The organism is Buttiauxella sp. 3AFRM03 (assembly GCF_003675305.1).
Lineage (GTDB): Bacteria > Pseudomonadota > Gammaproteobacteria > Enterobacterales > Enterobacteriaceae > Buttiauxella > Buttiauxella ferragutiae.
The window spans coordinates 51,716-76,065 of sequence record NZ_CP033076.1; the positions used below are offsets into that span (position 1 = coordinate 51,716).

Genomic DNA, 24,350 nt, shown 5'->3' on the forward strand with positions numbered 1-24,350 from the left:
CACGCAAGTTCACGCAAGTTCACGGAGGCTCACTCCGGTTCACCTTGCTCAAATATGAGTAATAGTATTAAACTGCTATTAACAACATCATGTTGTACCTAACCAAGAATCACAATCTTTGGTTTTGTGTCATAGGTGCTCCTGCATCACTAGGAGAACGTTATGCATACTATTCAAGTAGATAAAAATAAAATGCCATTTTTCGATACCTTCAAAACAGCTACGGTAGTTGGCTTGCTTATGCAGCAAGTATCGTCCGTGCCTTGTCATGAAGGAAATCAGATCCCTAGCAACCCGTATAGCTATCATCTGAGCAATGAGACAACTAGCCAGATACGGGGGCTTATGATGGGTGAGTCTGTGGGATTCATCAAAGAACTGACTGCGACCCTAAATCAGGCGTACTCCGTGTTGCTGAGCTCTAATGAATCAAACCAGGAATCTTTCATCAAGAAACTGGACCCAGTTCAAACCGACCTTATCGAGCTTCAGCTTCGTGGTCTTGAAGGGGCTATTAAGAACGTTTATACGAAGTGCTCTGGCGAACAAAGCGAATTGGTCAAACCGGCTTTGATTGCAACGGCTCAAGCCAGGGCGGCTGCCGCTAAGTTAAATTATCTGATTAGTCAGATGATCACTCATGTCGATACTTTTGAAAGTAACATCGACATGGAAGGCCTCAGGGCTCTTGCAAAACACGGAACGAACGTCTTCGCATCCGGTAAATTTCACTGAGGTAAAAATTGCACATCACTGTGGATTATAATCGCGATAGTTATGATTACTATCTATCTCCAGTCTTCGTGCAGTTTCCTTCGCTGGAAAAGACGCTTCTGGAAGATTTTAAGTTGTATAAGGCGACAGGTAAGCTACCCGACTACTTTGGTCGAGATACTGCTTATGACAGACCTGATGACATACAAGACTCAGGGTTGTGGCATATTCACCTGTCTTTGGGGAATGACAAATTCGAGGTTAATCCCAAGTCCGGAACTGCAACTGACCAGAAGACAATGCAGTGGAACCGAACATCTGATACTGCTCTTGTGTACGCAAAGGGGTTGCTTGATGAAAACAGCTATTCGTTGATTGCTGTCTTTACGCCACCTGCGCATGCCAAGGCGAATAACGACGACAGAATGAGAATACTGGCCGGTTACGCCCGAAGTTTTTCATCATCAATCTAAACCCGCTTCGGCGGGTTTTTGCTTTCTGGCCCACTACGGTGGGCTTTTTTAACCTAATGCGGAATCTTGAAGTCGTTCTGCTGATGGAAGTTGCACTTCATACGAAATCGCAGGTATTAGCATGGGAGTGTTCCCTTCTTCATCTTCATAGCTAGTGAGGTTTTCAGGAGGGTATCTGTTATCTATTGGCTGAAGAATTGTCCCTGAATACCCAGCAAATAGCTGTCTGAACATCGTTTTTCCGTCGAGCGTTAACACTAGAACAAAATCCTGATCCTCAGCATCCATGCAAGGATCGAAGAAAACTAAGCATTTTCTAGGGAATCCATAGCCAAATTGATCTGATGAAGCCATTGCAGGGTCATCAATAACCAAGGCGAAACCAAGGTTACTTAGCGGTAATGAGGTTGTATGAAGTTTTTCGATGAGATTCTTTTTCTCGCCGGTGTCGTAAAGCCATGCACTTACATTTTCAGAAGAGATAATTGGTATTTGTCTGGCAGGGGCAGAAGATGGGCTTCTTCGTATGTCCGGCTCTTGGCCATCACCAGCAGCTAGCCACTCTTCACTAACATTCAATGCCTCAGCTAATTTGATGAGAACCTTCATTCTTGGTTTTGATTCGCCAATTTCATACGCGGCAACCATCCTTTGAACGACCCCGATTTTTGATGCTAATTCTGATTGCGTCAAGCCTAAACGCGCACGGCAAGATGCAACTCTATGTGGGAAGTTATCGTCAAACTGCATGTGAACATCCGTAAAACTCTAAAAAACTCTCAAAGCATATTGCAAATGAATCATGATGCAGTATTATGCAGTTGAGGTTTAATTAATAGGTGCTTATATGATGAATAAAGAAGTTAAAACTATCAACCCAATTCAATTGCGACTCCCTGCTGAGGATAAGTCTTGGATTTCCAATTCTGCTGAGAAAACACTTCGCACCATACACAGTGAAATTTTGTATCGCCTGAAACTGCTACGCGAACTAGAGGAGAAGGGCGTTGTTACCATTCAGTAAATACGACGAAGCCCCAACTGCGAGAACAGTTGAGGCCTCTAATTTGCCGGTTAACCTTTGCGAGAAAACCAACATGAATAGTGTACAGAACAACGCATTAACTTTCCACAATGTAACGTTTAACCCAATAGTGGCTGATCAGCAGGTTTGGCTGACTTCTGCCGAGTTAGCGAAGGCATTGAAATACTCCAGCACCAAGTCAATTAGCACACTCTTTTCTCGTAATGCTGACGAGTTTACACCGGCAATGACTCAGGTCATCGAAATGATGACCTCAGGGAATTACCGGAAAAAAGTCCGAGTGTTTAGCATTCGCGGTGCTCACTTAGTGGCGATGTTTTCAACAACTCCTGTTGCAAAAGAATTTCGGCGCTGGGCATTGGATGTGATGGATAAAGAGGTGGGTACCTCTCCCATCAAGCGTCGCGCTAACTTCAACTTTCCGATTGAAACGGCTGACCCACATGATCGCAAGTTTGGTAATGCATGGATGACACCTCGCGTGATTCTCGACGAAAAGAATCGCGCTCCAGAACTGGAGTTACTTGCTCAGCTGGAGAAGGAAGGATACGACGTCACTGGCGCGAGAATCCGCATCCACGCTATGTACGGTATAACCAAGCAGCTTGTTGAAATGCAAAAGGAGTTATCACTGGCGAAGAGGTTAATGAGCAGCCTGAATGACGTGATCACCAATCAGACTCATGAGCGTGGAGCGAACATTAGCTTCACAGGAAATAATAAGGGCATTGCTTACGGAGGGTTACCAAAACGAAAACTCAACTGAATTTTGCAAAGATGCAAAAAGAAAAACCGCCAGTGGACGCTGGCGGCTTACGTTAACTGATGACTGGAGATTCGAATGCAACAATCAACATCAACTGTTGTAAATGTAGCAAATGCAATGCCGATTGTCGATCCTGATACTTTCCCAGTAATTGAATGGAAAGGTGTTCGCGTCGTTACTACCGAGTCGCTGGCAAAAGGTTATGGTTGTGAAGAAAAAAGTATTCGCATGAATCTTTCAAGAAACCTTGAACGCTTTGAAGATGGAAAACATTACTTTTTGATCACAGGCGAAGAGCTAAAGAACTTTAAGAACAGAGTAACTATCAGTGGCTCTGTTGGTAAAAACGCACGTTCACTTACGCTATGGACAGAGAAGGGCGCGGCCCGAATGTCGAAGATTGTCGATACTGACGAGGCTTGGGGATTCTTCGAACGCCTGGAAGATTCATATTTTCACCCACGCGCATCTTCTCTTCCTCAAACCTATGAGCAGGCTCTAGAAGATTTGCTGACTAAGGTGAAAGAGAATCGCTTGATCGCAGAGCAGCGTGATCATGCGGTACGCACGAAAGCGTGGATTGGTGAAAAGCGCGAAGCTACTGCGATGGCGACAGCCTCTGCTGAGAAGCGAAAGGCTAATGCTTTGGCTGAAAAATTGGGTGAGTGCAGTAAGTTCGCAACCATCAAAGCGGTTGAGCGTGAGACTGGAATTAAGCATAGCCCTTACCCAATGCGCAGATGGTGCAAAGAGCATGGTTTTGCTGGTAAGGATGTTCCAGATGAAAACTACGGAACTGTGAAGGCTTGGCCTGCTGAGGCATGGAAAGCCGTGAATAATGTGGTATTGCGCAAGCTGTTTTAATTAGATCAATCGTGAGTGCATCCAGATTTGGATATACCCCCGAGACATTATACAACCCGCTTCGGCGGGTTTTTCATGGGTGAAACATGAGCATTATCGACCTCAACACGGCAGACATATTCAACGCCATTGGTGGCGGCTCTCCGCTATCAATCATTAACAGCGTACTCAGTCCATCCTATGTAATCCGCTATAACGGTACAGGCTATGTTGCACTGGAGTTTAGTGGAATGGCGTCTATCCAGCCGAGTGGCCGGGCGCAAATAACCAATGCTCCAATTGAGAATGGGCAGTATCAGTCAATAAACAAAGTGAAAGATCCATCCCGAGTGCGATGCTCAATCATTATCAGTGGGCTCACTGGATTTTCTGGCAACCTACCAAATATTTTTGACCTTACACTTACCAGTCAGTCTGAGGCATTACGAACTATTCAAGTAATGCTAAAGACAACCGGATTGTATGACATTGAGACCCCAAAAGAGACGCTTGTTAGCTATGACCTTGTAGATCACGCCTATGAAGTAAATCATCAAAAGGGTGTCACATTGCTGGTTGTTTACCTGGAATTTCAAGAGGTCATGCAGCAAGTTGATGTGATTCTTTCCGGGGCGCAATCAGAAAATAAACCAACGAACGATCAGGTAAGTCAGGGGGTAACCGGTACAGGAGCTACCTTGCAAAATGGCGGAGCATCGCCATCCACCATAGACGATCTTGGAAAATCATGTGCATCACTCAAAACAGCAGTGAGCGATGTTTCTGGAACGACACCAGGCGCTATCACCACTGGTTTTCAAAGCGCCATGGATACTGTTAAAAAGCCCGTTCTTGAAGTTACCGATAGCGTGACACAAAAATCTGCGGAACGTGTTCAAGAAATTAACGAGAACATCACCGGCCCAAGGAAGACATAGAAAATGTTAACTATCTCAATTGAGCCGAAAAAATCTCAGTCCATATCTGTGAGTCTTGCTGGTCAGCAGTGCGTAATACGCATGATTCAGCGTGAAAGTTTTATTTATATGGACTTGACGGTAAATGGTAACCCAATCATGCAGGGTGTCCCATGCCTCTATGGGAATAAAATGGTTGGTTATTCATATCTTGGGGTTAAAGGTGATCTTGTTTTCATTGATAGCGACGGCCAGCAAGACCCGCATTGGGATGGTCTTGGTAAACGTCATATTTTATATTACATAGAGGATAGTGAACTTGTATAAACAACATACACTCAGATTTGTATTCACAAATGAAACATCATCGTTTGATAAATCTGGAAATAATAAAATCTCCATTAGTAATATCAAATCCACCGTGTCACTAGGTTCTGTAGTCGGGAGAACTGGATCTACAGCAGATATTTGCCTTTATGGCCTTAGCCTCGAACGTATGGCTGATTTATCTGGTCGTGCTGATGGAGTGATTACAGGGGGGCAAAAACTAAGTGTTGAAATATTTGCAGATGAATCATTAGTTTTTTCTGGTGGAATGACTTCATCTTTTGCCAATATGAACGCTGCGCCTGAAAGCAGTCTGATGATATCAGCAACCGCCAATGCAGAATTGCAAAATATGCCAGTGAGTCCTTTTACGGCTCGAGGGGCTCAAAAACTCACTGACGTTATCAACTCCATCTGTTCCTCTGCTGGATATAAAGCTGTATTTAAAGGCATGGAAGGAATGACGACATCAGGAAGCCCTCACTTTGAAGGCAGCGTATTCGACCAGTTACACCAAGTGTGTTCAGGATATAGCCTTGCGATGTCTGTAACACCACCAAATAAGGTGGAGTTCTGGCCTTCATCAAAACAGCGTGATGATGTAATACCTTTTATATCCAAGGATTATGGTCTTATTGGTTATCCAGTGTTTTCTCAAGGAGGGTTAATGTTCCAGACGCAATATTCATCACTCCTGATTATTGGTCGATATATTGACATAAAAACAGAAATGCCATGGGCGAGCGGAAGATACAAATTATCAACAGTAAGTCATGAATTATCATCATGGATGCCAGATGGTTTATGGCATTCCATATGCACCGCCAGCAGAACCAGTGATGAAAGAGCAGAGGCTCAGAAAACAAATGGATGATAATTTATTTACCCCAACGAGTGCCCAGGTAAGTGAATCCGAGTCTCTGGAATATATTTTTGAAATGCTGATGTCTGGGCGCTTCTTTATTGAAATAGCAAAGGTTCAGGCGGTTAGAGGAGAAGCGCCAAACTTAGTGGTTGATGCTATTCCTCTGCTCTCAAGAACAGACCGCACCGGCGCGATGATTGCCAATTCGACACTGTACGATCTGCCTGTGTTCAGGCTGCAACGAGGTAACAGCGCAATAGTCATGAACCCTGTGGTTGGTGATATTGGGCTTATTGGTGTGTGCGATCGTGATACGTCTTTAATTCGAGCCAATCTGAAAGAGTCGGTGCCTGGCAGTAAAAGAAAGAACAGTAAATCAGATGCTATTTATTTTGGCGGCATACTCAATCAAATCCCGACTCAGTTCATCGAATTTGCAGACGGCGCGATAAACATCACCAGCCCCAACCCGGTAAACATCACCTGCACCAAGGCCAACGTTACCGCTCCTGACGGCGTGGAGATGACGACACCATTATTGAAAGTAAGCGGGAGCATTCAGGCTGGCGGGAACATCACGGACAATAGCGGGACGCAATCTGCTTCGCTTAAAACTCTTCGCGATAACTACGATGCGCACAAGCACCCTGTTACGGGTGTTCAGACTGGCGGCTCTACAGTCACATCCAACGCAACGGACAAACCGGTATGACCTACAGAACCATGCAATTAGATACATCAACATGGGATCTAACGCTGGATGGTAACGGGAGTATTGCCATCGCTGATGAGTCCTATTCCGTAGCACAGGACGTGGCGAGCGCCTGCCTGGTCTTCTTTGGTGAGTGCTATTACGACAACACTCTTGGCATTCCATGGAAAACAGATGTTTTAGGTAAGCGGCCAACGCCAAGCTATGTGGCGCAGAAGCTGCAAACAGAAGCCAAAAAACTTCCCATTGTTGACCAGGCTATCGCGAACGTCTTTTTCGATAAAAACACTCGGCGCATGCGCGGGACTATCCGCGTCACTGACGTAAACGGGAATGTAGCGCAGGCAAATTTATGACGACACTAACGACCGCTGTTCCGGATGTCACAATCACGGAGAATGGCCTTCTTATCCCCGATGTTTCCGACATCCTTTCTGGCCGACTCACTGACATGAGCACTGCGCTGGGTGGTGGTGCCAGTCAGTCATTAAGTTCACCACAGGGCCAAATCGCGCAGTCAGACACTGAAATTATTGCCCAGGTAAATGACAAACTGCTCTGCCTGTTCAACCAGATGAACCCTGATTTCTCAACAGGAAGGTTTCAGGACGGAATAGGGCGCATCTACTTTCAGGAGCGGATCTCCGCGCAAGGTACGGTGGTCACAGCAACATGCATTGGCAAGGTTGGAACCACTATTCCGGCTGGTAGCACCGCGGTAGACGAGAATGGGTACATCTATCAAACCATTGATAATGCCGTTATACCCGCGACGGGCTCCATTGATGTGCAGTTCGTCAACACCACGACTGGCCCAATCGCCTGCGGTGCCGGAGCACTTAACCAAATTTATCGCTCTGTACCGGGATGGGATGCGGTTACAAACACAAGCCCCGGTGTTGTTGGCGTCGATGTTGAGTCGAGAATTGCATTTGAAACCCGGCGCAAACAATCTGTGGCCCGAAACAGTCGAAATCAGGACGCCTCAACGCTGGCTGCCATTCTTGCTACGGATGGGGTGCTGGATGCGTATGTATGGTCTAACCGGACGGCGGTCACCGTCAATAAAGGAGCGACTAATTACCCTGTACTCGGCCATTCATTATTCATCTGCGTGTATGGCGGGGCTGATGCTGATGTCGCTGAGTCAATTTTCCAGACTTACAACCCTGGCGCAAACATGAATGGGACAACGCATTACACCATTTATGACAACATTAACTACATGGCCCCGTATCCTGAATATGATATGCAATGGTTAAAGGCCACTCCGACACGGGTCTACTTTAAAGTTGAATTAGATAGCTCCCTAAATCCACCGAGCGACATTACAGCTCAGGTTAAAAATATGATTGTAACCGTATTTAATGGCGGGTATGAGGGGATCGGGAAGGCGAGAATAGGAGCAACAATTAACGCTGGTAAATATTATGCGCCTGTTATTTCTATTTCGCCAGATTCAGTAGGAATACTTTCCCTTGAAGTTTCACTGGATGGTTCAACTTTTGGTCCAGCGGTGACAATGGGAATAGACCAGGTTCCCACAATTCAGGAATCAGATATTAATGTAACATTAACGTAAGGGGTGAGGCATGTGGCAAGACACCGTTCTTACCCAGTACTCTGCCAGTCAAAAACTTCTATCCATAATTAGCACCTTTGATCAGGCTACCAGTCTTGATGATTTTACGGATGAGTTTATCACCAGAGTGTGGGATTTAACGACTTGTGAGACTTACGGTCTTGATGTGTGGGGAAAGATAGTAAATATTAGCCGGTATATCATTGCGCCTATTGAAAGTACTTCTTTTGGTTTTGGTGAGGCTGATGATGCAAATCCTGATTACCCGACGCCATTCAATGAATCTCCATTCTTTGGCGGCGTTCAAGAGACAACAAACGTAAGACTTGGCGATGATGCATATCGAACGTTAATATTATGTAAGGCATTTACAAACATTAGCATTGCCACTATCCCGGAACTTAATAAGTTTCTAAAGATACTCTTCTATGAAAGAGGGCGGGCTTATTGCGTAAATTATCGAGATATGACGATGGGGATAACATTCGAGTTTGAACTGGCTCCATATGAAGAGTCAATCATGACTAACTATGATGTTGTTCCCATCCCCAGTGGTGTGCTTATTAATATCAATCAGATCGTGAGTCCGTATTTTGGATTCGCTTCAGATGCATATCCATTTAATGATGGAACATTTTACAGAGAATAAATATGAATCGTACTGATGCACCTGTAAAGCAATCAACTCCGTTCGCTGTTAATGGTCAGCGTGAGCCAATTTTGCCAACCACTCCAGCTGGAGATAATACAGCATCCTATGCTGATGGCTTCCCGCCAATTACCATGATCCTGAAATCTGCCGGTGGGTTACCTCCGAAAGGTCAGGATATGAATCAGATTTTATTTGAGCTTTCAGCGCTTGCGCGATGGGCCAGTTCAGGCGCAACAAATGCCTGGGATGCTGCATTTTCAACTGCTATTGGCGGCTATCCGATGGGCGCAGTAGTGCTCGGAACCGATGGCACTACGCAATATAAGAACACTGTAGATTCAAACACCACAAATCCAAACACCAGTGGTGCCGGGTGGTTCAATGTAACAACCGGTTATCTCAAGACCGCAAGCAACCTCAGCGAAATTGCAGCAGCCGGATCTGCTGCTGTGGCGGAAGCTCTTGCAAACCTTGGACTGAAAACAGCAGCACAGCGCGACGTAGGTACCGGCACTAACCAGATACCTGATATGTCTGCGTTTCCGTTTTCCGTGAATATTAAAAACGGATGGACCAAGCTTCCAAATGGGCTAATCATCCAGTTCTATGCGTGGAATTTGAACAGCGGGTCTAACACATTAACTTTTCCAACAGCATTTCCGGCAGAGATGCTCGTTGATGTATCAATGGCTGGTACGCCTGGAGTAACGATTACAGGAGCCTCCGCTACCAGAACATCCCGCATCTATGATGCGACCGGAGCTACAGTCGGTTCATTTATCGCAATAGGACGATGATATGTTTTATTTTTCCGCATTTACGCTCGGTTTTTACCACGCGTCCTTAAAAGAAGATTACGAGCTTGCTGGTACATTCCCTGAAGATGTTGTGCAAGTATCAGATAAAATTGTAGATGGATTTATGCAGGCTCCGCCAGAAGGTAAGATGCTGGGCGCTGATAGCCAGGGTAATCCGGCATGGGTTGATGTTCCCCCACTAACGCCTGGAGAACTCGCTGCTATCGCCTCACGAAAAAAAATTGTTTTGCTGGATGAGGCATCGGAAATGATTGCGCCTCTGCGTGATGCAAGTGATGGAGGCTACATAGATGAGGCTGACAAACCAAAACTGGCGGCGTGGAAGAAATACCGTTACGAGCTGACGAAAGTAGATACTGCTAACCCGGTCTGGCCTGCGAAACCAGAATAGGAACGTTTAGTGTAAACCTCCTTGATCTACCTTCTGGTTAAAATATACTGTGATTATATACAGTATAAATCAGAGGGTATTATCATGGGATTCCCATCTCCAGCGCTCGACTTTGCAGAAAAACGCGTCAGTCTAGATGATCATTGCATCACCGTCCCGCATGCTACGTATCTTGTACGGGCTGCGGGTACGCACTGGCGCGCAGGAATCATGAGCGGTGCGTTACTGGTCGTCGACAGCAGCAAGACGCCATGTGATGGCTCGATAGTTGTTGGAACACTGCAGGGGGATTTCAGGGTATTGAGGTTCAGGAAGGTGCCGATCCCTCACCTGGAGGAAATCGACCATCCTGAAAAGAAATTCGCTCTTCTGGATGATCTTGAGGATGACGGGGTGTTCGGCGTGGTGACGTGGATACTAAACGATGCCAGGAGTGGTGAGTTCGACGATGTGCCGGTGATGTGATTGAGTTGCGCGGTGAAAATGGTGTGACATTTTTGTGCCAGGCGACGCGTGGCAAGGCAGGTATGACTCGAGGTGACTTTAGGCAGCATGTGACGTGTGAGCGCGGTCTGCTGCTGTAAGTTACTGTATTAAAGGTGGGTGTGTGAAATTATAAAAACAAATGTGTCCAAAAAGCTACGTTGCGCAAATAAAAAGGGGAGTTGCCTCCCCAGACGTTTATTGCAGCGACTTGATTGCCGCAATCAGGCGCTTCACACCTTCTTCAAGCTTAACTCGTGGGCAACCGGCATTCAGGCGCACAAAACCTTTGCCTTCTTCGCCGTAGGTATATCCCGGCATGATGGCGACTTTTTGCTGTTCGATCAGCACTTTTTGCAGCGCGTTGTCATCAATACCCAGCGGGCGAAAATCAATCCACGCCAGATAGGTTGATTCCGGTGGCTGCCAGTTCAGTTGCGCAAACTCACTGTTTAGCGCATCTGCCACATAGCGAAGATTGCTTTGCAGGTAAGCGCGCAGTTCATCCAGCCATGCAGCACCTTCCAGATAAGCCGCAATGTGGGCGATAACCGCCAGAATGGCAGGGGATGACAGTCCATCCTGGCCTTTCAGCACATTCAAATACTGCTGGCGTTCATGAGCATCGTTAATCAGGCCGTAGGCTCCGGTTAACGCAGGAATGTTGAAGCTCTTGGAACCGGAGGTGAACAGCGCCCACTGGCCTTTGCCTACTTCACACCATGGCGTGTGCAGGTTTCCTTCCCACACCATATCCATATGAATTTCATCACTGATAACCCGGACGCCGTGGCGTTCGCACAGCAAGGCCATGGTTTCCAGTTCGCTGTGTGTCCAGACTTTGCCGGTTGGGTTTTGCGGGCTGCACAGCAACATGATTTTGCATTCAGGTTTGGCCAGTTGCGCCTCGAGTGCTGTCATATCGCACATCCAGCCGCCATCGGTTTTATGCAACGGTGCGCTAAAGACCTCGCGCTGGTTGCCTTCGATGGCTTTGTAAAACGCATCATAAGCCGGAGTATGGATCAGTACCGCGTCACCTGGTGCTGACCACTGGCGAATCAGCTGTGAAACCATGTAGATAACAGAAGGGCCGTAAACCACCGCTTCTTTATCTATCACGCTGTTAAAACGAGCTTGATACCAGTGGGCAATCGCGCCAAGAAACTCGTCATTCTTCCAGCGGCTATAACCCAATACACCGTGAGATAAACGCTTTTGTAATGCGTCCAGAATGACCGGAGCGGTAGGGAAATCCATATCGGAGATGGTAAAGGGCAGGAGGTCTGCGGCACCAAAACGGTCTGCGACATAATCCCACTGGGTACACCAGGTTCCGTGACGGTCAACGGGGGTGGAAAAATCGAACATATCACCTCGCAACAAATGGGCGCCGAAGCGCCCATCGTGATTTACGCCTGAGCAGTTTGCATCAGATGCGCCATTTCATCTTTCACTGACTGGACCTGCGGCCCAATCACCACTTGCAGATTATGCTGGTTAAGCTGAACCACACCAATGGCGCGCAGATTCTTCAGTGCGGCTGAGTCGACTAAAGACATATCTTTTACGGACATACGCAGACGAGTGATGCAGTTATCGAGAGACACGATATTTTCCGCACCGCCAAGTGCGGCTAGCATCGCTGGAACATTGTATCCAGACTTGCCAACCTGACCGGCAATCGCTTTTTCAGCGCTGCTGGTAGTGTCAACATCGCGACCCGGTGTTTTGATATTGAAGCGAGTAATCGCGAAGCGGAAGATGGCATAATACGCGCCGAACCAGATAGCTGCGACGACTGGCACCATGTACCATTTAGTCGCCAGGCCATGCAGGATCCCGAACACTACGAAGTCGATGATGTTGCCATCGGTATTGCCGATAGTCACGCCCAACACCGCCATAATGGTAAAGCCAAGGCCAGTCAGCAATGCGTGGATGACGTACAGCACTGGAGCAACAAACAGGAACAGGAATTCCAGTGGTTCTGTGGTGCCACCAACGACGCAAGCAATCACGCCAGAGATCAGCAGCCCTTTAATTTTATGGCGGTTTTCTGGGCGAGCACAGTGGTACATCGCCAATGCAGCACCAGGTAAACCACCAAGGAAGGCTGGCATTTTACCCTGTGACAGGAAGCGGGTGGCGCTTTCAGAGAAGCCGTGAACGCTTGGGCAACTCAGTTGAGCCTGGAAGATGGTCAATGCGCCGCTGACGCTGTGACCACAAACATCCATGGTGCCGCCAGCATCAGTAAAGCGAATCAGCGCAACCAGAATGTGGTGCAAACCGAACGGCAGTAATAAACGCTCGCCGGTACCGAAGATCATCGGCCCAAACATACCTGCGCTGTTAATCATATTGCCCAGCGCGTTAATGCCTGCGGCAAAAATTGGCCAAATTAACGGGATAACCAACCCAACCAGCCCCATCACCACCGTGGTGATGATGGGCACAAAGCGTGTACCGCCAAAGAACGCCAGCGCATCAGGCAGACGCACATTGTGGAAACGTTCATGAAGCAGGAAAACAATCACCCCGACAATCACTGCACCTAAAATACCGGTGTCAATTGACTGGATCCCAAGGATGCTTTGAATGTTGTTTGCCTTCAGAATCGCGGCATCGGTGGTAGGCAAAATGCCTTTTGCGGTAAGCCAGAAGTTGACTGCCAGGTTCATTACCGCATAACCGACGAAACCTGCAAATGCGGCAACACCTTTATTTTCACGCGCCAGCCCAAGAGGGATAGCGATACAGAACATGATTGGCAGGAAGCTGAATGCAAACGAACCTACTTTGCTCATCCAGACGAAAATGAGCTGTAAAACTGGGTTACCTAATGCGGGAAGCAAAGTGACCACGTCGTGGCTACTCAGTGAGCTTCCGATCCCGAGCATGATGCCGCAAAACGACAGCAGTGCCACGGGCAACATAAAGGTTTTGCCAAGGTTTTGAAAAAACTCCCAAAGCGTAATTTTTTGTGTTGTATTAGCCGCCATAACGACTCCTTGAACCTTGGTTAATAAATGAGTAGCAGTACAAAACGAAGCGGATGATAAAACGTTTTACTAAGCTTTATTGCGTGCTGTATCACAGATTCAAAGCTCGGCAGAGTGCCTAATACACCTGCTAAGATTAAACGTTTTATCACTACTGGAGGGTTCGTCTCGCCGATGACGACTCAGGAAAAGAAAATCACGATTAACGAAGTGGCCGAAGCTGCTGGTGTTTCTGTCACGACGGTCTCTTTGGTGCTCAGTGGCAAAGGGCGTATTTCCCCAGCAACGGGGTTACGCGTGAGCGAAGCCATCGAAAAATTAGGATTTGTGCGCAACCGCCAGGCGGTTTCACTGCGTGGTGGCCAAAGTGGCGTTATTGGCCTCATCGTGCGTGACCTCTGTAACCCGTTCTATGCTGAACTGACCGCTGGCCTGACCGATGAGCTGGAAAAACAGGGGAAGTTGCTGTTCCTGACGCAAAGTGGTGCACAAGGTCAGCATATGCAGCGTTGTTTCGACATGCTGGTCGCTCAAGGCGTTGACGGTATTATCGTGGCGGGTGCTGCAGAGCAGGGCGCGGATATGCGTGTCATTGCGGAACAAAAAAATCTGCCGCTAGTTTTTGCCTCCCGCGCCAGTTATCTCGACGAGGCCGATATCATCAGGCCTGATAATATGCAGGCTGCGCAACTCGTGACTGAGCACCTTATCAAACGCGGACATCAGCGAATCGCCTGGCTGGGTGGTGACGGTTCTTCATTAACACGGGCCGAACGCGTCGGCGGCTACTGCGCGACATTGCTGAAATACGGTTTGCCTTTCCATAGTGAGTGGATCATCGAATGCGAGCCGAGCCAGAAAAAGGCGGCTGATGCGATTACCACACTGCTGCAACACAATCCAACGATTACCGCTGTGCTTTGTCACAACAGTACCGTGGCGATGGGAGCATGGTTCGGATTATTGCGAGCCGGGCGGCAAAGTGGAGAAGGCAGTATCGACAGCTACTATGACCGGCATGTAGCGTTGGCAGCCTTTGCTGAAGTGATGGATGATGAACTGGATGATTTACCGCTGACCTGGGTTTCTACACCCGCTCGAGAAATTGGGCGCACTGCGGGGCAAAGGATCCTTAAACGCGTACAAAACGACAACGAAGAAGTTCGTAGTCAGATCATGCCTGCAAGATTAGTCATTCGGAAAAATTAAAACGCCCACAATTGCCGGTAGGTTACGGCTGGCAGCTTGTTGATACTCTTCGTGATATATACTTAAAAAAACCTGATTTGATCGGGGATTCATGGAATGGTTGTATGAATGTGTTTGCGACTAGCCTTACATCATATCTGAGTCGGGTGTTATCAAACCTGGGTGAAAAGCGCTGGGTACTGGTTTTAGTGATGCTCATTCAGGCCGGTGGTTTAGTCATTTACTTGTACTTGTCGCACAACTGGATTGAATCTGGTGTGGTGCAGTCATTGAGAAATGTGTCGTCGATGCACTTGCGGGGTTTTGAACAACTCGAAAGGACGATTAGCTACCAACTTGCTTCGGTGGGGGAAGCGGTGGCGGACGATGCACAGTTCAGATATGCGAAAGAATATATCCGTGGTGAAGTGGAACAAACCGGGCTGGATTCCATCATAGTTTTGGATAGGACTGGCAAGATTATTGCGTCTGAGTCTGTTGTCCCGTTGGAATTGATCCTGCCTCCCAGTGTCTTCGCGACACAGTCCTTCAGGGATTTACCGCAATTTAAAACTTTTCAGCGTGGCGGAACGAATTCTACCTTTTTTGTATCCCGGCAGTATGTTCCCGAAATGGGGGGCAACGGCATGATTATGTACCACATGATGACATCTCCTGAAGGACGGCCGCTGGGCAGCGTAATTGGTTATACCAGCCTGCGTAGTTTGTCTATGCTGCTTTACGCGGATACCGCTCGGGGATTCGATCTGGGCAAAAACGGTGTGTTATCTATTTTTGATAACCACACCCGGCAGGTCCTGTATCGCTATGCTTATTCACGTGTTCCCGTTGAGGAACATAGTTTGGCGCTGCCAGCCATCAGAGACAGATATTTTCAAAACACACGTTATGGGCCGGACGTGAAGTATTACCAGTCTCCAGTTGACGGTGTGGAAAGGCTGGTGGTGTTAACTCCACTGCATCTTGGTCAATGGATGCAGCTGGTGGGTGAAAGCCCGAATGAATACCTGTTTGAGTGGCGAATACAGGTGGCGATTTCGGTATTTGTTTTTATTTGCGTCAGTTTCTTGCAAGTGCTGTTGATGGATATTTTTCGCCAGAATAAGGCCCAGCGTACCCTGCTGGATTTGGTTCTCAACTCCGTGGATGCCTGTGTTTACTTAAAGACCAGCGATCGACGTTTCAGCTATGTTAATTCGAAAACTGCCGAGCTGTTTGGGCTTCCTGTGGAACAGATAATCGGTCGCCGGGATAAGGATATTCTTCCGCAAAAGTTAGTCGATGATTTCTGGGCGACGGACAAACAGGTGCTAGAGACTGGCAATAGGCAACTCTGTACTGAGATGATGATTAACCCGCAAGGGGAACGCCGCTACTTTTCGACGATAAAAGAGCTGGTGAGAATACCGGATCAACTTCCTGCGGTGATTGGCTTGTCCACGGATGTCACCGAACTGCATGAACAAACAGAGGCAAGAAAGGCCGCTGAGGATGCCATTCGAAAAATGGCATTTTTCGACCAACTGACTGGGTTGCCTAACCGCCGTATGTTAGAAGAACGCCTTGGCAAAACGCTTGCTCAGGCGAAATTGAAACAGCAGAAGTTATCGCTGCTTTTCATTGATCTCGACAAATTCAAGGCAGTAAATGATTTGCATGGGCACAAGACCGGTGACTGGCTGCTTACTCAGGCTGCATCTCGCATGAGTAGCGTACTACGCGCGTCCGATATCGTCTCACGCATTGGTGGTGATGAGTTTGTCGTTCTGTTGCCTGATGCCCAGAGTCTGGACGAAGCGGTGAGGGTAGCGGAAAGGATCCGTGCTTTATTGGAACAACCTTTTGTGATGGATAATGGCGTAGCGCTGGATATCTCATCAAGCATTGGTGTGGTGATTTACCCAGACCTGGCCGATAACGTGCATGATTTACTGCACTTTGCCGATGAGGCCATGTATCGCGCCAAGAAAGGTGGCAAGAACGCGGTCGAGGTCTTTACCGGCTAGTTTGCGGCGTTAGATTACCGGATAAAACAGCTTCTCGTAGGCGGCTTTGTCAAACTGAACCGGTCGTACTTCCAGTGTTTGAGCATCCTCGACATGCAGCCGAGTACCCACATTTCACTGTTAAAATAGCTGACAGCTGCATTGTGATTATTAAAGACAGCGAAGAAGTTGACGCGCTGAAGCATGAGCAGGAAGCCCTGCGTCAGCAACTACGGGATATTAAGCTGGCTAATCTGAATATTAAATCGGTACTACAGGGCATAGCGAGTTAAATGAAAAAGCAGGAAAGGTCGGGATGATCTTTCCTGTCAGTTTTGCTATAGATAAGGTGACTTAAATTTCTCGATATTTAATATGTTAGTAAACCCTGTCTTTTTGAAGAAATTAGAAAATTCCATATTGGAAACTAAATACATATAAAAATCATACCCAAAGTGAAACTCAATATCTGTGGATGTCAATTTACACCATACTTCTTCCTTCAAGATGCTTCGTGCTAATGCACATGCATTTTCAATTGTCAAAAACTGGCCATTAAAACTAGAGTGGTCACCATTAATGCATTCTAAATCAATGACTTTTAATTTACTAACGTGAAGATGTTCACATGCAGAAGTGATTACATCCAGGTAAGCATTTTCAACTTTGAGATATTCTTCAAGCGACACATTCTCACCTACGTCAGAAAAACTAGTCCATTCATCTTCGTTAGAAATTAAGTTTCCATTTGTATTTGATTCAAAGTATTTCGTTATTCTATATGAATAAAGCATTCACTAATCACCTATTCTATTAAGATCTATATCGAAAGTCCCTGCTCGCGTTTTTCTAGAGCCTAGATTCTTAACGTTGTCTGCTGCTTTCCAGAAATCGCCATTATGCCCATCGACATCAGGAGTTATATACCTCATGTTTTTTGGCGCTTTACTGTTATAAAAAATAGACTGCCCATGAGAACGTTCATTTATTTTTGCATAGCCAAGCTCTTCCGCTTTGACCTTCGGCGGACAACAAGCCAGCCCCAGCGGGTCTATCCACCCCAGCGGATTATGCACATATCCGTAAGGATTCACTCCCCCCGCCAGCCCTATCGGGTCTGCCGAAATATACTGCCCCGTCTCACTATCATAGTAACGGGAGCGGTTGTAGTGCAAGCCGGATTCTGTGTCTTCGTATTGCCCCGGAAAGCGTAACCTGCAACTCAGGTTGTCATCGTTAGCACTTTCTTCCCGACCCCAGAGCTGTTGCTTGCCGCGCCAGACGATGGTGCCGTCTTCGGTCAGTAATTCCTGAATACGACCGACAGTGTCTGTGACGGCATAGTGCAACTGTCCTTTCTCATAACGCGCCAGTGGTGTGAAACTGCCTGGCTCGTAAATCCAGCGAATACTGTCGTCATACGCCGGAGTGCCACCGGCATACACCGGGATTTCTTCGGTCAGCTGGTCGCCATTCCAGTGGAAGTCGTAACCGGTTTTCTGGCGGTTAGTGCAACGTTTGCTGATGCGCCTGCCAGACGGGTCGTAGCGGTATTCCCAGCGTTCGCCGTCCGGGGTTTCCAGCGCGGTGAGCTGGCTTCGGGCATCCCAGCGGTAGCGCCACTGGAGAGGGTGATAGCCGCCTTTATCCACCAGTTTTTCCACCAGACGCCCGTTAACATCATATTTCCAGGTGATGTTGTGTTCGTTCACCACCCGGACAAAATTTCCGTCTTCCGGTTTCCCGCTGTCGGGGTTGATGCGTGAGGTGGTGTGCCGCCAGGCTTTGTGCTCCCGCGATGCGACCCGGCTATGCTGCTGTTGCTGGTAGGCTTCGCTTTCCATTACGTCATTCACCCAGGTCTGGCGGCGGGTGATATTGAGGTTCTGGTCATAGGTGAAGCGTTCTTCGCGCATTGGCACACTGCTGCTGCCGGTCCAGGTGGAGTGGCTTATCTGGTCGTTCGCGGTCAGGGTGTGAACTGCGGTACCGCGCAGTGAGTCGGCAATCATTGTCAGGTTGTAAGCCTTGTCGTACAGCCACTGACGTTGCAGGTCTTTATTGCGGGCGTCTGGTTCAGTGTTACTGCCGGCGCGCTGCTGCGTCAGCATCCCGGTTGGTGTGTAACCCAGTTGCTGACGGAAGCCGGTGTCACTCTGTCGGGTGATTTCGTGGCCGCGCAGGTCGTGGGTGAAGGTCAGTGGCGCTTGGTCTGCTATCTGCCACTGTGTCAGCTCTCCCATTAATCCACGGGTGAAGTATTCGGTAATACCCGCAGAGGTGCGCTTCGTGACATAATCCTGTTGTGCATCGAACCGGTACTCAACAGCGCCGCTGACCACAGGCAACTAAGAAGGTAGTTAATTATGGCTGAGCACGATTGTATTTAAGAATCAGGGATTTCCAAAGCGCAGCGCCGTTATATTGTTGGCTATGTGCCGAACCGGGGCGATACCGGTACACCGAATATTCATTTAAAGGGTAAATGGCTGAAAGAGGCGGGGTTTGAGACGGGCGCACATCTTACAGTGAAAATAGCTGATGGCTGTATTGTGCTTATTAAAGACAGCGAGGAAGTGGACGACCTGAAACATGAGCAGGAAGCGCTGCACCAGCAACTGCGGGATATTAAACAGGCTAACCGGGATATGAAGAGCAACGCTAAAGCGGCGCTCCGAGGGATAGGTATCTAGCGTTAGATAATAAAATAGTCGGGAACATTTTTATCGCACCCGACTATTTTAATTTCCAGCTACAAATCACTTAAAAAAATAAAATGACTCATCATTAACTGATACAACATAACTTGGATATTCATCAAAAATAGGGGATATTAAAAAACTCCTCAAGTCATTAACTTCAATTGATTTTTTCAAAAAGTCCATTAGGTTTTTTCTAGTTACAACCATTATCTCACCTTGAAAAGTAACCTTTCCTCCTTTACGAAAAACAATGTTGTGCGCCAAATAATAATGGTCATCAGATAATTTATCCTGCAACGAACTAAACGTTTCTATTGGTTGAATTAAACTGGCATTTTTAGTTAATTCCAACATTGAAGTAAATAATTCATTCTTATTTGAACCAGAATAAACGTCCTTTTCCTCAAGGAGTTTAAATGTATATTTATTTTTCATTATCAATTCGGTATGTCATAAAAAATATGACCATCCGTTCCATTGTTATACCACTTAATATGTGGTGAATCTCCAAGCCCACCTTCTGGCCCCATATGTTGTTCATATCCTTTAGGGTATTTTGGTACACCATCAGGTCGAGCACTTTGTGTATGGGCTTTATAACGATTCATATTTCCTTGTGCTTCATGCAAAAGTGCTTTGGCATCAGAGCTTGACTGTACTTTTACTTGGAATTTGTCGCCTCTGGCTACAGCAGACTGCATATCTTTAATAGCCTGATTCCATTCTTTGGAACCACGAGTTAATGCTCTCATTTCTGATGCTTTAGCAGAAAGTTTTCCACTGTAAGCCGGACAAACACAAGCCAATCCTAACGGATCAACCCACCTCAGCGGATTCGCCACATACCCGTAAGGATTCAGCCCACCCGCCAAGCCGATAGGGTCTGCTGAAATGTACTGCCCCGCCTCACTATCATAGTAACGGAAGCGGTTGTAGTGCAACCCGGATTCTGTGTCTTCGTATTGCCCCGGAAAGCGCAGTCTGCAACTCAGGTTGTCATCGTTAGCACTTTCTTCCCGACCCCAGAGCTGTTGCTTGCCGCGCCAGACGATGGTGCCGTGTTCGGTCAGTAACTCCTGAATACGACCGACCGTATCGGTTACCGCATAGTGCAACTGTCCTTTCTCATAACGCGCCAGTGGTGTGAAACTGCCTGGCTCGTAAATCCAGCGGATACTGTCGTCATATGCCGGGGTGCCACCGGCATACACCGGGATTTCTTCGGTCAGCTGGTCGCCATTCCAGTGGAAGTCGTAACCGGTTTTCTCGCGGTTGGTGCAGCGTTTGCTGATGCGCCTGCCAGACGGGTCATAGCGGTATTCCCAGCGTTCGCCGTCCGGGGTTTCCAGCGCGGTGAGCTGGCTTCGGGCATCCCAGCGGTAGCGCCACTGGAGAGGGCGATAGCCGCCTTTATCCACCAGTTTTTCCACCAGACGCCCGTTAACATCGTATTTCCAGGTGATGTTGTGTTCGTTCACCACCCGGACAAATTTTCCGTCTTCCGGTTTCCCGCTGTCGGGGTTGATGCGTGAGGTGGTGTGCCGCCAGGCTTTGTGCTCCCGCGATGCGACCCGGCTATGCTGCTGTTGCTGGTAGGCTTCGCTTTCCAGTACGTCATTCACCCAGGTCTGGCGGCGGGTGATATTGAGGTTCTGGTCATAAGTGAAGCGCTCTTCGCGCATTGGCACACTGCTGCTGCCGGTCCAGGTGGCGTGGCTTATCTGGTCGTTCGCGGTCAGGGTGTGAACTGCGGTACCGCGCAGTGAGTCGGCAATCATCGTCAGGTTGTAAGCCTTGTCGTACAGCCACTGGCGTTGCAGGGTTTTGTTGCGCCGGTCGTGCGGATTCAGCTCTGCCGGATTGCCGACCTGTTGCTGCGTCAGCATCCCAGTTGGTGTGTAATCCAGTTGCTGGCGGAAGCCGGTGTCATTCTGTCGGGTGATTTCGTGGCCGCGCAGGTCGTGGGTGAAGGTCAGTGGCGCTTGGTCTGCTATCTGCCACTGTGTCAGCTCTCCCATTAATCCACGGGTGAAGTGTTCGGTAATACCCGCAGTGGTGCGCTGCGTGACATAATCCTGTTGTGCATCGAACCGGTACTCGGTACGTCTGCCGTTAATGGTTTCGGCACAGAGGCGACCGGCCTCGTCATATTCATAGATGACAGTGGCATCATCGTTCTTTGCTTCGACCAGACGGCAGAGGGTGTCATAGCGGAAGAGGGTGGTGCTGAGTACGCGGGTGCTGTCGCCCTGAGTGACGTCTTCGCGTACGACCTGGTCGGTGACGTTATATACCCGGTTAAGGTGGGCGCCATCCGGGAAAGAAGTGCAGATACAGCGGCCTGCGGCGTCGTAGCGGTAATTCAGCGTTCTGCCGGTAAAGTCGGTTTCCGCAATAAGTTGCCCGGCTTTGTCGTAGGTCAGACGGTAGTGCTCACCGGCGGCGTTGATGATTTCAGTCAGGCGGGTGAGTTTATCGTAACGGCATTCCAGCCGTTCGCCATCCGGGCGTATCACCGCCGTCAGCAGGTCGAATGCACCGTATTCATAACGGGTGGTTTTTCCTTCCCCGTCAGTGAAGCTTTCGGGCAGTTTTTCACTGTTCTGACGCATCAGTTCGCGCACACCGTCGGGGCGGTTAATTTCCTCGATGCTACCCTGTGGCCCGGCATGTTTTTTGCTGTGGCGGAACTGCGTGGTGAAGCCCAGCGGGTCTTTGACGCTCAGCAGACGGCCCAGCATATCCTGTTCTGTGTGTGTGATACCGCCATTCGGGGCAGTGGTTTCGCGCACCTGGTGCAGGGCATCATGGCTCCAGCGCCAGGTCGCGCCGCCGGGAAGAATATGAGCCTGTAAATCGCCCTGTTCGCTGTAGCTGAACTGCTGGCTCCGGCCCTGCGGGTCAGTGAGGCTGACCACGCTGCCGAGCTCGTCGTAAGCCCACAGCCATTGCTGGTCGCCCGGTGTGGTCAGGCGGGTGAGCTGTCCGGCGTCGTTGTACTCGTACCAGAGACTGTGGCCGCCGGGGAGGGCGACATGGCGGATATCGCCTTCATCGTTATAGTGATATTCAGTGGTGCGCCCAAGGGCATCGGTGCGTGACTGAAGCTGGGTGTTCTCCCACACCGTGATTTCTTCCCGTCCCAGCGGGTCGGTGCTGCGGGTAACCAGGCGATCTTCGTTGTACCAGTAACGGGTTTCTCCGCCCTCCGCATCCTGGTAGGTGGTACATTTTTCTTCATCGTTATAGATAAAGTGGTCACTGTAATAGCCTTCGGTTGACTGTGTGCTGATGACCCAGCCCTGCATGTCATAGCTGATATCGACACAGGTTTTATCCGTATCCCGCCAGCGGGTCATAAACCCTTCAGGAGAGTATTCGTGCCACAGATGGGTGAACTGGAAGGTGTCGCATTCAGCGAGAAAACCGTTGCTGTCATAGTGGCAGGTGACAAGGCGCTGGCGTTGAGGGGTGACCAGGTCAATGCTCATCAGTTGCCGGTTCTGCCAGTCAAGGGCGAGCGTGTAACCGTCGCTGTGGCGGATTTCAGTCAGCAGATCATCTGTGCGGATAAAGTCAATGCGGTTGCCGTAACGGTCATAAATAGTGGAGAGTAAATAAGTTCCGCAGCCTGCCGGGGAAAACACCTGGGTCTGTTGCGAACGACGGTCAAAAACGGACAGTTTATCGCGAATATCCCCCATCAAACGGTAATGCGTCTGACGAGAGTTAACAGCTTCGTGGAAAATACCGTCCTGAGGAATGGGGTAATAGAGCACCACGCCTTCGTGGTCGGTGAAGTGTAAATCACCGTCGTGTACCGTCAGAGATGTAGACCATTCATCGGTCCATTTCGGGCCGAACAGACCACCAGTTCTGGCTTGCGAACGGTAGGTGCGCGAGAGGGGTAGAGGCAAGGTGCCTGGCAGGGCCAGGACACTCAGTTGCTGAAGAAAATCGCCAGTTACCACATCAACAGGCTCACCCGCTTTGGTGCAAAAAGATAATGAAAAGTTTTCCCCTTCTCCTGCCTGACCCTTTGTTTTTCCTTTGACCCTGGCACCATCCATGTCTATGCCCCCCGCAGATCGCAGAGAATATGCCATCATCATTCCCTGAACTGCCTGCATTAGCGCCCGGTTCTGCGGTGTGTCTATAGTATTAAAGTTTTCAAGCGCCTCTCCGCCTATCTGCTCGGCAATGTTCCGCGCCGTTTCAGCAGACATATTGTAATAACTCCCAGCACTCAGCATTGCACCTATTGCCTGGCTATTCATAACATCGTCAGGCGTATGGTCGGTGAAAAAATCTGTGGTCGCGTTCTGAACAGAGTTTGCCGTGTCGGCTATTGCCCGAGCCTTTTGAAGCTGATACTCGACATATGATGTTAACAGGGATTGAAAGAACCCCTTTTCCTCTGCAGTTTCAGTCTGAATGGCAGGGTCAGCATTGTGGGCAGATACAATCGCTGCCGGAGGCTGGCCAACAATAATGCCCGTGGTATTACGGGCATTCATCCAGAATATATCGTCATGACGCAAAACGGGTTTCCCCCCAGCCCGCACGGTCTGACTGTGTGCCAGCGGTTCGCAGATATCACCGACGGTGCCACTCGACACTCCCTTCGCGATACCAGCTTCATCTCCTTTTGTCCGGGGCATGAAGCTCTGATCAAGTACCAGCAGCGGGCCGCCATTCGCCCTCACATTAGGGATCACATTCATGGCATCGGCCATGCTAGCCGTTACTGGATAGGGGACCGGGGGAATTGCTGGACCCATGGGTGTCTTACAGACATCGGGTTTGGTACTGATCACCAGCCACTGGATGTCCTGGCGTGCAATATAATTAATCGCCATAT

26 protein-coding genes are annotated in these 24,350 nt (G+C 48.6%); 19 read left to right on the forward strand and 7 right to left on the reverse strand.

What is annotated here, in order from left to right:
* Positions 1 to 162: 162 nt before the first annotated feature.
* Both D8682_RS01525 and D8682_RS01530 read left to right on the forward strand, forming a co-directional pair.
* Positions 163 to 735, forward strand: a complete 573-nt coding sequence (locus tag D8682_RS01525) for a hypothetical protein (RefSeq protein WP_121813309.1) — start codon at positions 163 to 165, stop codon at positions 733 to 735.
* Between the two features lie 8 nt (positions 736 to 743).
* On the forward strand, positions 744 to 1,187 hold the full coding sequence (locus D8682_RS01530; RefSeq protein ID WP_121813310.1) for a type II toxin-antitoxin system YafO family toxin: 444 nt from the start codon (positions 744 to 746) through the stop codon (positions 1,185 to 1,187).
* Positions 1,188 to 1,235: 48 nt separating this feature from the next.
* Here the strand turns inward: D8682_RS01530 and D8682_RS01535 are convergent, their stop codons facing one another.
* On the reverse strand, positions 1,236 to 1,937 hold the full coding sequence (locus D8682_RS01535) for an XRE family transcriptional regulator (protein ID WP_121813311.1): 702 nt from the start codon (positions 1,935 to 1,937) through the stop codon (positions 1,236 to 1,238).
* A 97-nt stretch (positions 1,938 to 2,034) separates the two neighbouring features.
* Between D8682_RS01535 and D8682_RS26620 the strand changes: the two genes are divergently transcribed.
* From D8682_RS26620 to D8682_RS01595, 13 genes are all read left to right on the forward strand, one after another.
* Entirely contained in the window at positions 2,035 to 2,211 is a 177-nt protein-coding gene (locus D8682_RS26620; protein ID WP_162302969.1) for a hypothetical protein, read from the forward strand.
* A 73-nt stretch (positions 2,212 to 2,284) separates the two neighbouring features.
* A complete protein-coding gene (locus D8682_RS27025; protein WP_238392804.1) occupies positions 2,285 to 2,998 on the forward strand; it encodes a BRO family protein in 714 nt (237 codons plus the stop codon).
* Positions 2,999 to 3,073: 75 nt separating this feature from the next.
* Entirely contained in the window at positions 3,074 to 3,862 is a 789-nt protein-coding gene (locus D8682_RS01550; protein ID WP_121813312.1) for an ORF6N domain-containing protein, read from the forward strand.
* 86 nt (positions 3,863 to 3,948) lie between these two features.
* Positions 3,949 to 4,779 (forward strand): hypothetical protein, encoded by an 831-nt coding sequence (locus D8682_RS01555; protein WP_121813313.1) that lies wholly within the window; start codon positions 3,949 to 3,951, stop codon positions 4,777 to 4,779.
* A 3-nt stretch (positions 4,780 to 4,782) separates the two neighbouring features.
* Complete coding sequence (locus D8682_RS26625) at positions 4,783 to 5,085, forward strand: hypothetical protein (RefSeq protein ID WP_162302959.1); 303 nt, start codon at positions 4,783 to 4,785, stop codon at positions 5,083 to 5,085.
* On the forward strand, positions 5,072 to 5,959 hold the full coding sequence (locus D8682_RS01560; protein WP_238392805.1) for a hypothetical protein: 888 nt from the start codon (positions 5,072 to 5,074) through the stop codon (positions 5,957 to 5,959). The genes D8682_RS26625 and D8682_RS01560 overlap by 14 nt, the downstream gene beginning before the upstream one ends.
* Entirely contained in the window at positions 5,952 to 6,662 is a 711-nt protein-coding gene (locus D8682_RS01565; RefSeq protein ID WP_121813314.1) for a phage baseplate protein, read from the forward strand. The genes D8682_RS01560 and D8682_RS01565 overlap by 8 nt, the downstream gene beginning before the upstream one ends.
* Positions 6,659 to 7,018: a hypothetical protein gene (locus D8682_RS01570; RefSeq protein ID WP_121813315.1), complete on the forward strand. Its 360-nt coding sequence runs from the start codon at positions 6,659 to 6,661 to the stop codon at positions 7,016 to 7,018. The genes D8682_RS01565 and D8682_RS01570 overlap by 4 nt, the downstream gene beginning before the upstream one ends.
* Entirely contained in the window at positions 7,015 to 8,244 is a 1,230-nt protein-coding gene (locus D8682_RS01575; protein ID WP_121813316.1) for a baseplate J/gp47 family protein, read from the forward strand. Before D8682_RS01570 ends, D8682_RS01575 begins: the two co-directional genes overlap by 4 nt.
* A 10-nt stretch (positions 8,245 to 8,254) precedes the next feature.
* Positions 8,255 to 8,893: a DUF2612 domain-containing protein gene (locus D8682_RS01580; protein ID WP_121813317.1), complete on the forward strand. Its 639-nt coding sequence runs from the start codon at positions 8,255 to 8,257 to the stop codon at positions 8,891 to 8,893.
* A gap of 2 nt (positions 8,894 to 8,895) precedes the next feature.
* Complete coding sequence (locus D8682_RS01585) at positions 8,896 to 9,693, forward strand: hypothetical protein (RefSeq protein ID WP_121813318.1); 798 nt, start codon at positions 8,896 to 8,898, stop codon at positions 9,691 to 9,693.
* Between the two features lies 1 nt (position 9,694).
* On the forward strand, positions 9,695 to 10,105 hold the full coding sequence (locus D8682_RS01590) for a tail fiber assembly protein (protein ID WP_121813319.1): 411 nt from the start codon (positions 9,695 to 9,697) through the stop codon (positions 10,103 to 10,105).
* Between the two features lie 84 nt (positions 10,106 to 10,189).
* A complete protein-coding gene (locus D8682_RS01595) occupies positions 10,190 to 10,570 on the forward strand; it encodes a S24 family peptidase (RefSeq protein ID WP_121813320.1) in 381 nt (126 codons plus the stop codon).
* A 216-nt stretch (positions 10,571 to 10,786) separates the two neighbouring features.
* On the opposite strand, the gene D8682_RS01600 is transcribed toward D8682_RS01595, so the two are convergent.
* Positions 10,787 to 11,959: a MalY/PatB family protein gene (locus D8682_RS01600; protein ID WP_121813321.1), complete on the reverse strand. Its 1,173-nt coding sequence runs from the start codon at positions 11,957 to 11,959 to the stop codon at positions 10,787 to 10,789.
* 41 nt (positions 11,960 to 12,000) lie between these two features.
* Positions 12,001 to 13,593, reverse strand: a complete 1,593-nt coding sequence (gene malX, locus D8682_RS01605; protein WP_064547236.1) for a maltose/glucose-specific PTS transporter subunit IIBC — start codon at positions 13,591 to 13,593, stop codon at positions 12,001 to 12,003.
* Between the two features lie 174 nt (positions 13,594 to 13,767).
* Here malX and D8682_RS01610 point away from each other — a divergent pair, with 174 nt between their 5' ends.
* The 3 genes from D8682_RS01610 to D8682_RS27315 all read left to right on the forward strand — a co-directional run bounded on the left by D8682_RS01610 (position 13,768) and on the right by D8682_RS27315 (position 17,080).
* On the forward strand, positions 13,768 to 14,802 hold the full coding sequence (locus D8682_RS01610) for a Mal regulon transcriptional regulator MalI (protein WP_064547234.1): 1,035 nt from the start codon (positions 13,768 to 13,770) through the stop codon (positions 14,800 to 14,802).
* A 104-nt stretch (positions 14,803 to 14,906) separates the two neighbouring features.
* Positions 14,907 to 16,808 carry a diguanylate cyclase gene (locus D8682_RS01615; RefSeq protein ID WP_121813322.1) on the forward strand — a complete coding sequence of 634 codons (1,902 nt, stop codon included), beginning with the start codon at positions 14,907 to 14,909 and terminating at the stop codon, positions 16,806 to 16,808.
* A 143-nt stretch (positions 16,809 to 16,951) separates the two neighbouring features.
* Complete coding sequence (locus tag D8682_RS27315) at positions 16,952 to 17,080, forward strand: hypothetical protein (protein ID WP_255424159.1); 129 nt, start codon at positions 16,952 to 16,954, stop codon at positions 17,078 to 17,080.
* 45 nt (positions 17,081 to 17,125) lie between these two features.
* Here D8682_RS27315 and D8682_RS01625 read toward each other — a convergent pair whose 3' ends face one another.
* A complete protein-coding gene (locus D8682_RS01625; protein ID WP_121813324.1) occupies positions 17,126 to 17,581 on the reverse strand; it encodes a hypothetical protein in 456 nt (151 codons plus the stop codon).
* 3 nt (positions 17,582 to 17,584) lie between these two features.
* The gene (locus D8682_RS01630) at positions 17,585 to 19,129 is read right to left on the reverse strand and encodes a toxin C-terminal domain-containing protein (RefSeq protein ID WP_238392806.1); all 1,545 of its coding nucleotides are present in this window, start codon (positions 19,127 to 19,129) and stop codon (positions 17,585 to 17,587) included.
* Positions 19,130 to 19,210: 81 nt separating this feature from the next.
* Here D8682_RS01630 and D8682_RS01635 point away from each other — a divergent pair, with 81 nt between their 5' ends.
* A complete protein-coding gene (locus D8682_RS01635) occupies positions 19,211 to 19,480 on the forward strand; it encodes a SymE family type I addiction module toxin (RefSeq protein ID WP_255424173.1) in 270 nt (89 codons plus the stop codon).
* Positions 19,481 to 19,546: 66 nt separating this feature from the next.
* On the opposite strand, the gene D8682_RS01640 is transcribed toward D8682_RS01635, so the two are convergent.
* Positions 19,547 to 19,924: a hypothetical protein gene (locus tag D8682_RS01640; RefSeq protein ID WP_121813327.1), complete on the reverse strand. Its 378-nt coding sequence runs from the start codon at positions 19,922 to 19,924 to the stop codon at positions 19,547 to 19,549.
* Positions 19,925 to 19,926: 2 nt separating this feature from the next.
* Positions 19,927 to 24,348 (reverse strand): PAAR-like domain-containing protein, encoded by a 4,422-nt coding sequence (locus tag D8682_RS01645; protein ID WP_121813328.1) that lies wholly within the window; start codon positions 24,346 to 24,348, stop codon positions 19,927 to 19,929.
* Between the last annotated feature and the right edge of the window lie 2 nt (positions 24,349 to 24,350).